General features: G+C 70.9%; 12 protein-coding genes and 2 pseudogenes. 8 read left to right on the forward strand and 6 right to left on the reverse strand.

Annotated features, from left to right (window positions below; translation table 11 throughout):
* Positions 1 to 119: 119 nt before the first annotated feature.
* Complete coding sequence (locus tag ACYUED_RS33685) at positions 120 to 1619, forward strand: amino acid permease (protein ID WP_491288338.1); 1500 nt, start codon at positions 120 to 122, stop codon at positions 1617 to 1619.
* 88 nt (positions 1620 to 1707) lie between these two features.
* On the opposite strand, the gene ACYUED_RS33690 is transcribed toward ACYUED_RS33685, so the two are convergent.
* On the reverse strand, positions 1708 to 2082 hold the full coding sequence (locus tag ACYUED_RS33690) for a PIN domain-containing protein (protein WP_491288341.1): 375 nt from the start codon (positions 2080 to 2082) through the stop codon (positions 1708 to 1710).
* A gap of 35 nt (positions 2083 to 2117) precedes the next feature.
* The gene (locus ACYUED_RS33695) at positions 2118 to 3122 is read right to left on the reverse strand and encodes an NAD(P)-dependent oxidoreductase (protein ID WP_491288343.1); all 1005 of its coding nucleotides are present in this window, start codon (positions 3120 to 3122) and stop codon (positions 2118 to 2120) included.
* Between the two features lie 48 nt (positions 3123 to 3170).
* On the opposite strand from ACYUED_RS33695, the gene ACYUED_RS33700 reads away from it, so the two are divergent.
* The 6 genes and pseudogenes from ACYUED_RS33700 (at position 3171) to ACYUED_RS33725 (ending at position 9366) form a co-directional block, all read left to right on the forward strand.
* A complete protein-coding gene (locus ACYUED_RS33700; protein ID WP_491288345.1) occupies positions 3171 to 4187 on the forward strand; it encodes a PLL family lectin in 1017 nt (338 codons plus the stop codon).
* Between the two features lie 420 nt (positions 4188 to 4607).
* Positions 4608 to 5177, forward strand: a complete 570-nt coding sequence (locus ACYUED_RS33705; RefSeq protein ID WP_491288347.1) for a dihydrofolate reductase family protein — start codon at positions 4608 to 4610, stop codon at positions 5175 to 5177.
* An 8-nt stretch (positions 5178 to 5185) separates the two neighbouring features.
* Positions 5186 to 6127 (forward strand): GNAT family N-acetyltransferase, encoded by a 942-nt coding sequence (locus ACYUED_RS33710; RefSeq protein WP_491288349.1) that lies wholly within the window; start codon positions 5186 to 5188, stop codon positions 6125 to 6127.
* Between the two features lie 52 nt (positions 6128 to 6179).
* Positions 6180 to 6416, forward strand: a pseudogene (locus ACYUED_RS33715) (virginiamycin B lyase family protein); the annotation flags it as partial.
* The gene (locus ACYUED_RS33720) at positions 6413 to 6562 is read left to right on the forward strand and encodes a YciI family protein (protein ID WP_491288353.1); all 150 of its coding nucleotides are present in this window, start codon (positions 6413 to 6415) and stop codon (positions 6560 to 6562) included. The pseudogene ACYUED_RS33715 and the gene ACYUED_RS33720, both read left to right, overlap by 4 nt.
* A 119-nt stretch (positions 6563 to 6681) precedes the next feature.
* The gene (locus ACYUED_RS33725) at positions 6682 to 9366 is read left to right on the forward strand and encodes a helix-turn-helix transcriptional regulator (protein WP_491288355.1); all 2685 of its coding nucleotides are present in this window, start codon (positions 6682 to 6684) and stop codon (positions 9364 to 9366) included.
* Between the two features lie 99 nt (positions 9367 to 9465).
* Here ACYUED_RS33725 and ACYUED_RS33730 read toward each other — a convergent pair whose 3' ends face one another.
* Together ACYUED_RS33730 and ACYUED_RS33735 are read right to left on the reverse strand one after the other, a co-directional pair.
* Positions 9466 to 11592, reverse strand: coding sequence for a 3-hydroxyacyl-CoA dehydrogenase NAD-binding domain-containing protein (locus tag ACYUED_RS33730; RefSeq protein ID WP_491288357.1), 2127 nt, complete (start codon positions 11590 to 11592; stop codon positions 9466 to 9468).
* Positions 11589 to 12815, reverse strand: coding sequence for a thiolase family protein (locus ACYUED_RS33735; RefSeq protein ID WP_491288359.1), 1227 nt, complete (start codon positions 12813 to 12815; stop codon positions 11589 to 11591). The genes ACYUED_RS33730 and ACYUED_RS33735 overlap by 4 nt, the downstream gene beginning before the upstream one ends.
* Before the next feature lie 158 nt (positions 12816 to 12973).
* Between ACYUED_RS33735 and ACYUED_RS33740 the strand changes: the two are divergent.
* Positions 12974 to 13289: pseudogene (locus ACYUED_RS33740) on the forward strand (ABC transporter permease subunit); the annotation flags it as partial.
* Positions 13290 to 13317: 28 nt separating this feature from the next.
* Here ACYUED_RS33740 and ACYUED_RS33745 read toward each other — a convergent pair.
* Together ACYUED_RS33745 and ACYUED_RS33750 are read right to left on the reverse strand one after the other, a co-directional pair.
* Positions 13318 to 14634 (reverse strand): HRDC domain-containing protein, encoded by a 1317-nt coding sequence (locus ACYUED_RS33745; protein ID WP_491288361.1) that lies wholly within the window; start codon positions 14632 to 14634, stop codon positions 13318 to 13320.
* Positions 14635 to 14828: 194 nt separating this feature from the next.
* Positions 14829 to 15491 (reverse strand): response regulator transcription factor, encoded by a 663-nt coding sequence (locus ACYUED_RS33750; protein ID WP_030939825.1) that lies wholly within the window; start codon positions 15489 to 15491, stop codon positions 14829 to 14831.
* Positions 15492 to 15612: the final 121 nt, after the last annotated feature.

The following is a 15612-nucleotide window of genomic DNA, read 5'->3' on the forward strand; positions in this document are numbered from 1 at the left end:
CCACCACCGACAAGATTGGTGGAAGCGGCCCATCTGCGTGAATCCGCCCGCGCCGGGGCATACGCAGTATGCCCCTTCTCGATCATGTCGAGGACGAGACAGCGTGGGAGGTATGCCCCATGAGCAGCACCCTCTTCCGGACGAAGAAGGTCGAGCAGTCCATCCTCGATACCGAGGAGCCAGAGCATGCGCTGAAGAAATCCCTCTCCGCCCTGGATCTGACCGTCTTCGGCGTCGGCGTCATCATCGGCACCGGCATCTTCGTCCTCACCGGCACGGTGGCCAAGAACAACGCCGGTCCCGCCGTGGCCCTGGCCTTCGTCGTGGCCGGCGTCGTCTGCGCGCTGGCCGCCATCTGCTACGCCGAGTTCGCCTCCACGGTCCCGGTGGCCGGCTCCGCATACACCTTCTCGTACGCCTCCCTGGGCGAACTGCCCGCCTGGATCATCGGCTGGGACCTGGTGCTGGAGTTCGCGCTCGGCACGGCGGTGGTCGCCGTCGGCTGGTCCGGGTACATCGCCTCCCTGCTGGACAACGCGGGCTGGCACCTGCCGGACGCGCTGAGCGGCAGAGAGGGGGCGCACGGATTCGGCTTCGACATCCTTGCCGCCGGCCTCGTCCTGGTGCTGACCGCCATCCTCGTTCTCGGCACGAAGCTCTCGGCGCGGGTCACCGCCGTCGTGGTTGCCATCAAGGTGACCGTCGTCCTGACCGTGATCATCGCGGGCGCCTTCCTGATCAAGGGCGACAACTACGACCCGTTCGTCCCGAAGGCGCAGACGGTCGAGGCGGGCGGGAGCCTGCAAGCCCCCCTCATCCAGCTGATGTTCGGCTGGGCGCCGTCCAACTTCGGCGTGATGGGCATCTTCACCGCCGCCTCCGTCGTCTTCTTCGCCTTCATCGGCTTCGACGTCGTGGCCACCGCAGCCGAGGAGACGAGGAACCCGCAGCGGGACATGCCGCGCGGCATCATCGGCTCGCTCGTCATCTGCACCACGCTCTACGTCGCCGTCTCGATCGTCGTCACCGGCATGCAGCACTACACCAAGCTGTCCGTGGACGCCCCGCTCGCCGACGCCTTCAAGTCCACCGGGCACCCCTGGTTCGCGGGCTTCATCAGCTTCGGCGCCGCCGTCGGCCTGACCACGGTCTGCATGATCCTGCTCCTCGGCCAGACCCGGGTCTTCTTCGCGATGAGCCGCGACGGACTGCTGCCGCGCTTCTTCTCCCACGTCCACCCGCGGTTCAAGACCCCGTACCGGCCGACCATCCTGCTCGGCGTGACCATCGCGATCCTCGCCGGCTTCACCAGCCTGAGCGAACTCGCGGAACTGGTGAACATCGGCACGCTCTTCGCGTTCATCGTCGTCGCGATCGGCGTGATCATCCTCCGCAAAACCCGACCGGACCTGCCCCGTGCCTTCCGCACGCCGCTGGTCCCCGCCCTGCCGATCGTGTCGGTGCTGGCCTCACTGTGGCTGATCCTGAACCTGCCCGCCGAGACCTGGCTGCGGTTCGGCATCTGGATGGTCGTCGGCTTCGTCGTGTACTTCTTCTACGGCCGCACCCACAGCCGCCTCGCACGGTCCGAGGAAGCGCCCCGACCGCAGGAGCGATAGCGCCGACGGTAACGGCCACGGCCCCGCCCGCCCCGCTTCGGCGGAGGCTGCGGGGCCGTACGGCGTCTTCCCCCGGTGTGCGAGCGCCCTAGGCCGGCCTGACGGTCCGTGGGCCCGTCACGTCCGCGCCCAGTTCCCGCACGCGCCGTCGCAGTTCCCGGTCCGCAGTCACCACCAGGACGGGGCGCTCGCCCGCGTCCGCCACCAGGCCGACCATGTGGTCGTCCCCACTGCCCGGTGCCGACTCGACCTGCACACCGGGGACCGTCTCCACCACGCGCGCCGCCCCCTCCACCACCAGCACGATCTCCACGGGGCCCGAGTGACCCGGGAGGCCGTCGGCGGCCAGCCGGTCGCGGAGGCGTTCCGCGGCGCCCCGTCGGTCGCGCCACCAGCCGTCGGGGACCGACCCGACGACGTTCGCGGCGTCGACGATCACGAGCAGGGGGGAGCCGTCGTCCATGCGGCAAGGTTCGCACGGCCGGGGGAGGGCGCCGGTCAGACGGCCCGCTTCTCGTCGAAGCTCGCGAAGTACGCCGCGACCATGTCCTCGTCGGCATGGCCCTGTGCGGCGGCCCGCTCCATGCGCTCCGCGCTCGCCGCGGCGACGTCCAGGCGGACCCCGTTGCTTTGGCCCGCCTCGACGATGAGCCGGGCGTCCTTCGCCGCCGTGGCCACTGCGAACTGGGCAGGCGTGAGCCGGTCGCCCAGGACCAGTTCCGCCTTGGCCCTGAGATAGCCCATGTCGAGCGGGCCGTCGGCGATGAGGTCGAAGAAGTCGTGCGGGTCGACGCCGAGCGCCTGCGCCAGGGCGAGGACCTCGCCGGTGGCCGCGGTCGCGGCGATCACCCAGCTGTTGGCCACCAGCTTCAGCCGGGTCGCGCTGCCCTGCGCCCCGTCCTCGCCGGTCCACAGCGTGCGGGCGCCGACCGCGTCGAACACCGGCTCCACCGCCCCGCGGCCCTCGACGGGCCCGGCGGCCAGCACGGTCAGCAGGCCGGCCTCCGCGGGCTGGCGCGTACCGAGCACGGGGGCGTCGTAGAAGACCAGCCCGTGCTCGCGGGCGAAGGCGGCCAGCTCGCCGACCGCCTCGATGCCGGCGGTGGTCGACTGCACCCAGGCGGCGCCGGGCCGCAGGGCGGGCGCCGCCTCGCGCATGACGTCCAGGGCGGCCGGACCGTCGTACAGGATGGTCAGGACGACGTCGGTGCCCTCGACCGCCTCGGCGGGGGAGTCGGCGACATGGGCGCCGTCGGCCGCGAGCGGCTCGGCCTTGGCCCGGGTGCGGTTCCAGGCGCGGACGGAGTGTCCGGCGCGGGCGAGGTTACGGGCCATCGCGGCGCCCATGATGCCCGTTCCGAGGACACTCACGGTGAGCTGATCGGTCATGAGGTCGGCTTCCTTACTTGTGCGGTGGAGGCACTCGTGCTGCGGTTGCTGGGAACAGCCTGCCCGCTGGAGTACCCGCCGCGCGCACGTGACCCACGTGGAGATGCGTGTCACCCAGGGGCCGGGACACGGTCCGCGCAAGGCCCCGCTTAGAGTGAACCGGTGAACGGCGACTGGCTCATACGCGGCCGCGACGGCCGGCTCAGTGTCTACCTGCCGACGGACGACGCCGTCCTGTGCCGCGCGGAACGCGGACCCGGCGGCCCCTGGACGCCCCCGCGCAGGATCGGCGGCGACCAGAAGCTGCACTCCTCACCCGCCGTCGGCCGGGGCAGCGACTCCTACGCCCATCTGGTCTGCTGGCGGCCCACCGTCCCCGGCGAGTCCGGCCTCGTCCACTCCACGCACTACCGCCCCCGGCTCGCCGCCCTCGACTGGAGTCCCGTCGGACACCCCGACAGGAAGGGCCCCGGCACCGGCACTCCCGCCGTCGCCGTCGACGCCGAGGGCCGCGCCCATGTCTTCGTCCGCAACAAGGGCGGCGGGGTGAGCATGCTCGCGCAGAAGGAGAAGGGCGGCTGGGACCCCTGGCGCGACCTCAAGGGGCGTGACGTACAGGACGAGTTGGCGGCCGTGACGGGCGAGTCGGGACGCGTCGAGCTGTACGCGGCCGTCCCCGGCGGCATCCTGCACTGGCGGCAGGAGGAGCCGGGAGCGCAGCCCGCCCTGGAGGAGGCGATGGAGGCGCCGGTCCGCGCGGGCACGCTGCGCGCCCTCGCCACCTCCGCCGACGCCACCACCCTCTTCTACACCGACGACTCGGGCGATCTGTGCGCCTGGCGCCCCGGCGGCAAGCCGGTCGCGCTCCTGCCGTCCGCCGGACCGGGACCCGTCTGCGCCGTGCGCTGCGAACTCGACGGCCACGACTGCACGTTGCTCGCCCAGCGCTCGGCGAGCGGCCGGGTCGCCTTCGCCGCGTACCCGACCGAGCAGGAGTCGGCCGGCGCCTGGTGGACCGAGTCGGGCCCGGCACTGCCCGCGGACGCCGCGGTGTCCCTCGCGGTGGACGAGGAAGGCCGCGTGGTGGCGGCAACGTTGTCCCCGTCGACCGGACAGCTCCTGCTCACCCGCCGCAAGGACGAGCCGGGCCTGGCGCTGGAGGCGTGGCGGGAGGTGTGAGTGCGGGCGACGGATGTGCACACGGCTGCCGTCGTGAGTGTCGGTCCCATGCACCGCACCAAGTGCTCCGCCTGCTGCGACCTCCTGATCCGCGCCTTCGCCGAGCCGGCCCAGGAGCCCCGACTGGTAGCCGCGCATCCACGGCGACGGCGGCGAGACCTACAGGCTGCGCGCCCGGGGCGCCGAACCGGGCCTGACCGGGCGGGTGTTGCCCGTGGGTACCGGCGACGGTCCGCTCCGGGCAAGCGTGCGTGCGCCGTCATGCACCGCGGGCCGGGCCGCTGACGTCGCTACTGATGCCGCCCCGCACGAGTCGTCCTCATGGCGGGTCGCATTACGTCGCGATGACCGATGCGCTCCTGAAACAGGGTGCCTAATGTCGTGTCGTCCCTGGCAGCGACGGATCGAAAGCGGACCCGCATGCGTCGGCTCACGTACTTCATCGGCTGCAGCATCGACGGCTTCATCGCCGGACCGGACGGGCAATACGACTCCGCCGGCCTCGACGGCGATCACAAGGCCGCGATTCTCGCCGAGTACCCCGAGACCGTCCCGGGCCCCGTCCGCAGGTCTCTGGGCCTGGTCTCCGCGGCGAACCGGCAGTTCGACACGGTCCTCATGGGGCGCGGGGCCTACGAGTCCGCTCTGGCACCCGGCTTCGCCGACCCGTATGCGTGTCTGCGGCAGTACGTGTTCTCCTCGGTCCTGGAACGGCCCCACCCCGAGATCGATGTCGTTGCCGGCGACCCCGTGGAGTTCGTCCGCGGGCTGAAGCGGCAGCCGGGCAAGGGCATCCGGTTGTGCGGCGGCGCGGTGCTGGCCGGGCAGTTGCTGGGGGAAATCGACGAGCTGATCGTCAACCGTTGTCCAGTGGTGTTCGGGGACGGCATTCCACCGTTCCACGCCTCATTCGACCCCGCCGTCTTCAGGCTGACCGGTTCCCGGGTCTTCACCAGCCGCGTGACCGTCGCCACATACAACAAGCAGTAGGAGAACACGTGTTGTTTCGCCCCACGACCGAGGCCGATCTGGAGCGCGTCATGGACGTGATGGTGGATGAGCCCGTCGGCTGGATAGGTGCAGACCGCTACCTGGCCGAGAAGCAACAGGGAATGTACCGGCCGGAGTGGACCTGGATCGCCGAGGACGGCGGGCGGGTACGGGCCCGAGCCCTGTGGTGGGGAAGGACGGACAGCGCTCACCCCGTCGCCCTGGACTGTTTGCATGTCGACCCCGCACTGGGCGACCGTGCGGAAGTGGCGGCCGGGCTACTCGCAGCCGGGCTGCGGGCGTTCGCCTCTCAGGGCGCGCCCAGACCTCCGCTGTACAACCTGACGCTCCCCGTCGGCTGGCGTGACAACCCGGCCGCAGCGGCAGCTGTGGGCTGGCGGCGCCAGGCCGCGGTGACGGCCGGGCTCACCCACGAAGTGGAACGGCTGCGCCTGGAGTGGACACCCGAGGCCGGACTCCCCGCGGCCGGCGGCCGGCTGACCTTCGCTCCGGCGTCGGACGAGGAGTTCCTTCAGCTGTTCCGGCAGACAGCCGTCGGGAGCCTGGACGACGAGACCAGCAGAAACATCGCGGCCAAAGGCGCCGAAGCCACTGCCCGGGACGAGATGGACTTCTACCTCGGCTGTCCCGGCCGGCGCGAGTGGTGGCGCGTGGCGTACGGCCCGGCCGGGCAGGCCGTGGGACTCACTGTCCCGTCCGCGACACCGTACGCCCGCAATGTCGGCTACCTGGGCGTCGTACCCGAGTTCCGCGGCCGCGGGTACGTGGACGACCTTCTGGGCGAGATCACCCGCATCCACGCGGGCTCGGGTGCCGAGCTGATCACCGCCACCACGGACACCGGCAACGCTCCGATGGCCGCGGCTTTCGCCAGGGCCGGCTACCGGACTTCGGAGATCCGCCTGATCTGTTCGGCTCCGGTGGCATGAAGGCCCGAACAACAGCAGCCCCAGCGCCCCGGGCAGCCGGCACTCCGCCACCGCCGGGGCCGATGACGGTATGTGGTTCACCCTGAACCAAGCCGACCCGATCGGGCGGATCGGCATGGAAGGAGCCGTCACTGTCCACGCCCTCCCGACCAGGTCCGCCGCGCCCGTGGGTATCGCAGCAGGGCCTGCCCGGCCGGGCTGTACGCCACGCGCCACCACTCGCACCGGCCGGGAAGGACGGGACAGCGAGTCCCAGTCCGCAAGTCCTTCCGTGGAGCGCCCACGGTGACCGAGGGGCCCGTGCACGCCGGTGAAGAGACCCTCGGCGGCTGGTTCGTCGTCGACGTGGCCGACCGCGAGGAAGCCGTACTACTGGCCAAGGGGCTCGGCACCCCCGAAATCGTCGAGATCCGGCCGCCGCTCGAAACCGCCTGAGCCGCGTTCCGCGCCACGATCACCACCCTCGGAGACCTCTCCCCAGGCATACACCAGACATACAGTGGTGATCACGACGCCCGGTTGCCGGCCGGGACGCGGACCGGGGGGAGCACGCGGTGCAGGGACGTGCAGAAGAGCGGCAGCACATTGAACGGATGCTCGCCGACGCCCACCGCGGTGAAAGCAGTGCCCAACTCCTGCACGGTGAGGCCGGCATCGGCAAAACCACCCTCCTCGAGCATGCGGTCGCACGCGCGGAAGGCATGCGGGTGCTGAGGGTTGAGGGCATCGAGTCGGAGATGGAGCTCGCCTTCGGCGGGCTCCATCAGCTCTTCCTGCCGGTGCCGGATCTCATCGACCGGCTCCCCGCACCGCAGGCCGGGGCCCTGCGGGCGGTCTTCGGCTTGAGCGACGAGACCGTGCGGGACCGTCTCACCATCGGGCTTGCCACGCTGTCGCTGCTCTCCGAGGCGGCCGCGGACAGGCCCTTGTTGTGCCTGATCGACGACCTGCAATGGATCGACCAGCCGTCCGCGGACGCGCTGACCTTCGCCGCCCGCCGCCTGCGGGCCGAGGGCATCGCCATGCTCTTCACCACCCGTGACCTCTCTCCGGACAGCGGCGCAGGGACGCTGCCGCGACGACACGTCAGCGGTATCGACCGGCAGTCGGCCTCATCACTGCTGCCCGGCCTTGCGCCCCCGGTCGCTGAGCGGATCATCGACCAGGCACAGGGCAACCCGCTGGCGCTGCGGGAACTGGCCGCCGCGCTGACCCCGGTGCAGCGGGCCGGGCAGCTGGGACCACTGGCGCTGCCCGAGGCGCAGCCGACGTCACCGAGCCGGCTGCAGGACGCGTTCGCGCAGCAGGTCCGCCGCCTCCCCGAAGGCACCCAGCGCATACTCGCGGCAGCCGCCGCCGACGACACCGGGGTCCTCCCCACGGTGCTGGAGGCCGCAGCCCGCGTCGGTGGGGACATCAGGGACCTGGAGCCCGCCGAGCGCGCCGGGCTGATCGTCGTCTCCGCGCAGAGACTGCGATTCCGTCACCCCCTCATCCGGTTGGCTGCCTACCAGCAGGCCCCGCTCGCCTGGCGGCTGGCACTGCATCAAGCACTGGCAGCGGTGCTGGACGGTCCCCGGCACGCGCACCGACGCGCCTGGCACCTGGCCGCTGCGGCGACCGGACCGGACGAGCAGGTGGCCGCGGAGTTGGAGCGAGTCGCCGAATGGGCGGGCAGCAGGCAGGCGATGGCGTCCGCGTCCGCCGCGTACGAGCGAGCCGCCAACCTCACCGCCGACACACAGGGACGTGCCCGCCGTCTGATCAACGCCGCGCAGAAGGCGAGCGAGGCCGGTCAGGACGAACGATGCCGCGCGCTCACCGATCAGGTTCCGCTGCCGTTGCGGGACGCGGGCATGGCAGCGGACTTCGCCCGCGTGCGCTCCGTGGTCGAACTTGGCTACGGCAGTCCCGGCCAGGCCGCCCGCATCCTGGCCGAATGCGCGGACCAGGTCTGTGCCGATCGCCCCGACAAGCTCGCCCCGCTGCTGACCGACGCGATCCACGCGGCCTTCTCCGCGGGCGACGCAGCCCTCATGACCGAGATCGGCGCCCGCACTCCCCACCTGCCCATCCTGTCCGTGCCTGGCCGGCTGTTCGCCGGTGACGTCGCCGGCGCACGCCGGACGCTGGGCGATCTCGTACCGGCCGGCCGGCTCACCGGCAGCGGGCTCATGGACCAGCTGCTGACGGGCATCTACTGCCAGCTGATCGCCCACCACGAAGCCGCGCACGAGCTGGCCGCCGCGGCGGTCGCCCACTGCCGTGAGCAGGGCATCGGCGGCTGGCTGCCCACCGCGCTGCACTTGCGCGCCCAGGCCGAGCTGGCACTCGGCCGACATGACGATGCACAAGCACACGCCACCGAAGCGCTCCGGCTGGCCGGCTTCTACGAGCTGGACCACAGGGCTGCCCACCTGCGTGCCCTGTCGGCGGTGCTCGCCGCCGTCCGGGGCGAGGAGGAACCGGCCCGGGAACTGGCAGACTTGGCGCTGGAGTACACGCGCCCCCGTGAAGTCGGACGAGGCACGGCGGAGGCGCTGTGGGCGCTGGGACTGCTCGACCTCGGCCTCGGCCGCGCTCAGGCCGCGCTGGAACACCTGGAAGCCGCCCGGCAGGCAGCGGGCCACCCTCTCCTGGCGCGACACCTGCTGCCCGACTTGATCGAGGCCGCCGTTCGCGCCGGCCACCCGGAGCGGGCGAAGGAACCCGCACAACAGCTCACGACATGGGCAGCCGACCTCCGGCAGTCCCACTTCACCGCACAAGCCCACCGCTGTGCGGCCCTGGCCGGACCGGACGCGCGGGCCGAGAAGCACTACGTCAGGGCCCTGACCCTGCATGCCGGCGGTGGCGACTTCGACCGGGCTCGCACCGAACTGCTCTACGGCGAGTGGCTGCGCCGCTCGCGCCGCAAGCTCGACGCCCGCGACCACCTGCGCACCGCAATGAAGCTCTTCACCAAGCTGGACGCACAGCCGTGGGCCCGCCGGGCATGCACGGAACTGCAGGCAGCCGGCGGGACTTGTGACGCAACCGAGGCCGTCGACTCACCCATCGGCCGCCTGAGCTCGCAGGAACGCGAAGTCGTCCGACTCGCGGCCGCAGGGGCCACCAACCGCGAAATCGCCACCCAGCTGTTCCTGAGCCCACGCACCGTCGGACACCACCTCTACCGCGCGTTTCCCAAACTCGGCATCAGCTCACGAACAGAACTCGCCGACCTGCTCGCCTCCTGACATCACACACACGTCGGCCGGGTGGCTTGCACCGCCGATCCCAAGACGACAGAGGGCCTCCGCCGACCGGCGGAGGCCCTCTTCACATGTGTACGACGGTTACGCCGGAACCGACGCCACACCCGGAGCCAGGAACTTCTTGCCGTTCACGCGCTCGGAGACACCCTCGCGGTCCAGGTACGGCGTGATGCCGCCCAGGTGGAAGGGCCAGCCGGCGCCCGTGATCAGGCAGAGGTCGATGTCCTGGGCCTCGGCGACGACGCCCTCGTCGAGCATGAGCCCGATCTCCTGCGCCACCGCGTCGAGCACGCGCTCGCGGACCTGCTCCTCGGCCAGCACCGAGTCGCCCTGCTTCAGCAGCGCGGCGACCTCCGGGTCCAGCTCCGGCTTCCCGCTGTCGTACACGTAGAAGCCGCGCTTGCCCGCCTTGACGACGGCCGCGAGGTTCGGAGAGACCGTGAAGCGGTCCGGGAAGGCCCGGTTGAGGGTCTCCGAGACGTGCAGGCCGATCGCGGGACCGACCAGCTCCAGGAGCACGAGCGGGGACATCGGCAGACCGAGCGGCTCGACGGCCTTCTCGGCGACCGCGACCGGGGTGCCCTCGTCGATGACGTTCTGGATCTCGCCCATGAAGCGGGTGAGGATGCGGTTCACGACGAACGCCGGGGCGTCCTTGACCAGCACCGCGGTCTTCTTCAGCTTCTTGGCGACGGCGAAGGCCGTGGCCAGCGACGCGTCGTCCGTCTGCTCGCCGCGCACGATCTCCAGCAGCGGGAGGATCGCGACCGGGTTGAAGAAGTGGAAGCCGACGACCCGCTCGGGGTTCTTCAGCTTCGACGCCATCTCGGAGACCGACAGCGAGGAGGTGTTGGTGGCGAGGATCGCGTGCGCCGGGGCGACCGCCTCGACCTCCGCGAACACCTGCTGCTTGACGCCGATCTCCTCGAAGACGGCCTCGATGATGAAGTCGGCGTCGGAGAATCCCTCGGCCTTGTCCAGCACGCCGGTGACCAGGGCCTTGAGGCGGTTGGCCTTGTCCTGGTTGATACGGCCCTTGCCGAGCAGCTTCTCGATCTCGGCGTGGACGTAGCCCACACCCTTGTCGACGCGCTCCTGGTCGATGTCGGTCAGGACGACCGGCACCTCCAGGCGACGCAGGAAGAGGAGGGCGAGCTGCGAGGCCATGAGGCCCGCGCCGACGACGCCGACCTTGGAGACCGGACGCGCCAGGTTCTTGTCCGGCGCACCGGCCGGACGCTTGCCGCGCTTCTGCACCAGGTTGAACGCGTAGATGCCGGAGCGCAGTTCGCCACCCATGATCAGGTCGGCGAGGGCCTGGTCCTCGGCGTCGTAGCCCTGCTGGAGGTCGCCGTTCTTGGCGGCGGCGATGATGTCCAGTGCGCGGTAGGCGGCCGGGGCGGCGCCGTGCACCTTGCTGTCCGCGATGAAACGGCCCTTGGCGACAGCCTGGTCCCAGGCCTCACCGCGGTCGATCACGGGACGCTCGACCTCGACGTCACCCTTGAGGACATCGGCCGTCCAGATCAGCGACTGCTCCAGGAAGTCCGCGCCCTCGAAGATCGCGTCCGCGATCCCCAGGTCGAAGACCTGCTGGCCCTTGAGCTGCTTGTTCTGGTTGAGGCTGTTCTCGATGATCACCGAGACGGCCTTGTCGGCGCCGATCAGGTTCGGCAGCAGCGTGCAGCCGCCCCAGCCGGGGACCAGACCGAGGAAGACCTCGGGCAGGGAGAACGCCGGGAGGGCCTTGGAGACGGTCCGGTACTCGCAGTGCAGACCGACCTCGACGCCACCGCCCATCGCCGCGCCGTTGTAGTACGCGAAGGTCGGCACCGCGATGCCCGCGAGGCGCTTGAAGACCTCGTGGCCGCCCTTGCCGATGGCGAGCGCGTCCTTGTGCTCCTTGAGGAGGTCGACGCCCTTGAGGTCGGCGCCGACCGCGAAGATGAACGGCTTGCCGGTGATGCCGACACCGACGATCTCGCCGGCCGCGGCCTCCTTGTCGACCTGGTCGATCGCGGTGTTGAGGTTCGCGAGCGAGGCCGGGCCGAAGGTGGTCGGCTTGGTGTGGTCGAAGCCGTTGTCCAGCGTGATGAGCGCGAAGCGCCCGGCGCCGAACGGCAGGTCGAGGTGGCGTACGTGCGCGGACGTCACGACCTCGTCGGGGAACAGCTCGGCCGCGCCCTTCAGGAGTTCGGTGGTGCTCACTTGTTGCCTCCGGCGTCCTTGTGGTGCGGGTTCTCCCAGATGACCGTCGCGCCCATGCCGAAGCCGACGCACATGGTGGTCAGGCCGTAGCGGACGTTCGGCTGCTCCTCGAACTGGCGGGCCAGCTGCGTCATCAGGCGCACGCCCGAGGAAGCGAGCGGGTGGCCGTACGCGATGGCGCCGCCGTACTGGTTCACACGCGCGTCGTCGTCGGCGATGCCGTAGTGCTCCAGGAAGGCGAGCACCTGGACGGCGAAGGCCTCGTTGATCTCGAAGAGGTTGATGTCCTCGATCGACAGACCGGCCTGCGCGAGGGCCTTCTCGGTGGCCGGGATCGGGCCGTAGCCCATCACCTCGGGCTCGACGCCCGCGAAGGCGTACGAGACCAGGCGCATCCTGACCGGCAGGTTGTTCTCGCGGGCGAAGTCCTCGCTCGCGATGATCGAGGCGGTGGCGCCGTCGTTCAGACCGGCCGCGTTACCGGCCGTGACGCGGCCGTGGACGCGGAACGGCGTCTTGAGACCGGAGAGGTTCTCCACGGTCGTGCCCGGGCGCATCGGCTCGTCGGCGGTCACCAGGCCCCAGCCCGTCTCGCCGGCCTCGGGGTTGGTCCGGCGCACGGAGATCGGCACCAGGTCCTGCTGGATCTTGCCGTTGGCGTACGCCTTCGCGGCCTTCTCCTGCGAGCGCACGGCGTACTCGTCGGCGCGCTGCTTGGTGATCGTGGGGTAGCGGTCGTGCAGGTTCTCGGCCGTCATGCCCATGAACAGGGCGGCCTCGTCGACCAGCTTCTCGCTCACGAACCGCGGGTTCGGGTCCACGCCCTCGCCCATCGGGTGGCGGCCCATGTGCTCGACACCACCGGCGATGACGGCGTCGTACGCGCCGAAGGCGATCGAACCGGCGGTGGTCGTCACGGCCGTCAGGGCGCCGGCGCACATGCGGTCGATGGAGTAGCCCGGGACGGACTGCGGCAGCCCGGCCAGGATGCCGGCCGTGCGGCCCAGCGTCAGACCCTGGTCACCGATCTGCGTGGTCGCGGCGATGGCGACCTCGTCGATCTTCTTCGGGTCGAGACCGGGGTTGCGACGCAGCAGCTCCCGGATCGCCTTCACGACGAGGTCGTCGGCACGGGTCTCGTGGTAGATGCCCTTCGGGCCCGCCTTGCCGAACGGGGTGCGGACGCCGTCGACGAAGACGACGTCCCTGACGGTACGAGGCACGATGGCTCTCCTCCAGATGCGGGATGGCACTGCTGCGGCACGCATGCGCTGAGCGCGCGCTCAGGTCCCATGCTACTTACGGGTAACGTGGCTGCACACCCCTGGAGGGTGGAGCGGCGAACGTCACACGAAAGTGGGCGGCGATGGAGCGCCCCTTCGAGGCGGCCCGCATCGACGGGGCCAACGCCTTCACCGTCTATCGCAAGATCATCTTCCCGCTCCTGAAACCGGCCATCGCCACAGTGGTGATCGTGAAAGGCGTCACCGTCCGCAACGACTTCTGCGTCCCCCTTCCTCTACGTGCAGTCCCAGGATCTTGGCGTGATCTCGACGTCCCTGTCCCGGTCCAAGGGCCCCTTCGGCGCCCGCCGAGAAGCGATCTCGGCAGGAGCGAGTCTCGTCATCCTGCCGACAGTGATCGTCTTCCTGTGCCTGCAGCGGTACATCCGCAACGGCTTCACCCGAGGGGCGACCGGGCGAGGTGCCGCCGGGGAGGGGGCGGCTACGCGGACAGCGCCGCCACCAGTGCGGGCGTCACCTGCTCGACCTGCCACGGCCGGGCCCCGTAGCCCGCCAGTGCCGCCCCGACCGTCTCCGCGTCGACGACCTTCGGCGGTTCCCAGCACACGCGCCGCACGGTGTCCGGCGTGATCAGGTTCTCCTGAGGCATGTTCAGCTGCTCGGCCAACGCGGACACGGCCGCCCGCGCCGCCGAGAGGCGGGCCGCTGCCGCAGGGTCCTTGTCGGCCCAGGCGCGCGGCGGCGGAGGCCCCGTCACCGGCTGCCCCGGCGCCGGCAATTGCACCTCAGTCAGGGCCTTCGCGCGATCGACGGCGGCCTGCCACTGCTCCAGCTGCCGCCGTCCCATGCGATGCCCGAACCCGTTCGAGGCGGCCAGCGCCTGCACGTCGGCCGGCAGCGAGAGGGCCGCCTCCACGATGGCGGCGTCACTGAGCACCTTGCCCGGCGACACGTCCCGCCGCTGGGCGATCCGGTCCCGCGTCTGCCACAGCTCCCGCACCACGGCGAGCTGCCGACGCCGCCGCACCTTGTGCATCCCGGACGTGCGCCGCCACGGATCCTTGCGGGGCTCCGGCGGCGGAGCCGAGGCGATCGCGTCGAACTCCTGGCGGGCCCACTCGAGCTTGCCCTGCCGGTCCAGCTCCTTCTCCAGCGCGTCGCGCAGATCGACGAGCAGCTCGACGTCCAGTGCCGCGTACCGCAGCCACGGATCGGGCAGCGGACGGGTCGACCAGTCGACGGCGGAGTGCCCCTTTTCGAGTACGAAGCCGAGGACGCCCTCGACCATGGCGCCGAGGCCGACCCTGGGGAACCCGGCGAGACGGCCGGCCAGCTCGGTGTCGAACAGCCGCGTCGGCACCATGCCTATCTCGCGCAGACAGGGCAGGTCCTGGGTGGCCGCGTGCAGCACCCATTCGACGCCCGAGAGCGCCTCGCCGAGCGACGACAGGTCGGGGCAGGCCACGGGATCGATCAGCGCGGTCCCCGCGCCCTCGCGGCGCAGCTGGACGAGATAGGCACGCTGGCCGTAGCGGTAGCCGGAGGCGCGCTCGGCGTCGACGGCGACAGGGCCGGAACCGGCCGCGAAGGCGGCGACCGCCTCGGCGAGCGCGTCCGCGTCGGCGATCACGGGCGGAACGCCCTCGCGCGGTTCGAGCAAAGGAATCGGTTCCTGGCCCGGTTCCTGGCCCGGCTCTGGATTCGGCGCCCCCGTAACAGATGTTCCGCCGTCTTCCGGAGGGGCGCCTCCGGTGGTTCGCAGTGAGCTGTCTGCTGCGGTCTCTTGGGCGTCGGTCACGTGTCAAGGGTATCCGTGTATGGACGGCGCCCGCCGACGTAACGTTCCGTCGGCGGGCGCCTGGGGGTCGTAAACCAGTCAGGTCGGTGAAAGATCAGGTTCACGGCGGGTGGGACACGGGCGGGGAATCAGCGGCCGATTCTGTTCATGTCCGTGAATGAAAGAGACGTACGGGTCGGTGGATTGTCTACGGGTCAGTGGATGATGCCGGTCCGGAGGGCCACCGCGACCATCCCGGCGCGGTCGCCCGTGCCGAGCTTGCGGGCGATGCGGGCGAGGTGGCTCTTGACGGTCAGCGCGGAGAGGCCCATGGAGACGCCGATCGCCTTGTTCGACTGGCCCTCCGCGACCAGTCGCAGCACCTCGACCTCGCGGCCGGAGAGCTCGCGGTAGCCACCCGGGTGACTCGGGGCACCCGGGGGGCGGCGGTGCATGCGGGCGGCGGCGGATCCGATGGGCGCGGCGCCCGGCCGGGTGGGGAGCCCGACGTTCGTACGGGTGCCGGTGACGACGTAGCCCTTGACGCCGCCCGCGAGGGCGTTGCGTACGGCGCCGATGTCGTCGGCGGCGGACAGGGCCAGGCCGTTGGGCCAGCCCGCCGCGCGGGTCTCGGAGAGGATGGTGAGGCCGGATCCGTCGGGGAGATGGACGTCGGCGACGCAGATGTCGCGGGGGTTGCCGATGCGGGGACGAGCCTCCGCGATGGACGAGGCCTCGATGACGTCGCGCACACCGAGCGCCCACAGATGGCGGGTGACGGTGGAGCGGACGCGCGGGTCGGCCACGACCACCATTGCGGTCGGCTTGTTCGGGCGGTAGGCGACCAGGCTTGCGGGCTGCTCAAGGAGAACGGACACCAGGCCTCCTGGGGGTGCGGGACGGCTTTCAAGGTCACAGACGTCTTCGGCACCAAACCTGGAGCACTTTAGGGAAAGATCACGATTTAGTGAGTAACAATCCGTGCAATTCGGACAAGCG

It is taken from the genome of Streptomyces sp. DF42 (assembly GCF_058267695.1).

What these genes read in the sequence shown, in the direction of transcription:
- ACYUED_RS33685 (WP_491288338.1), top strand. Translation starts at nt 120, where the DNA reads ATGAGCAGCACCCTCTTCCGGACGAAGAAGGTCGAGCAGTCCATCCTC.
- ACYUED_RS33690 (WP_491288341.1), bottom strand. Translation starts at nt 2,082, where the DNA reads ATGGACGACGGCTCCCCCCTGCTCGTGATCGTCGACGCCGCGAACGTC.
- ACYUED_RS33705 (WP_491288347.1), top strand. Translation starts at nt 4,608, where the DNA reads ATGCGTCGGCTCACGTACTTCATCGGCTGCAGCATCGACGGCTTCATC.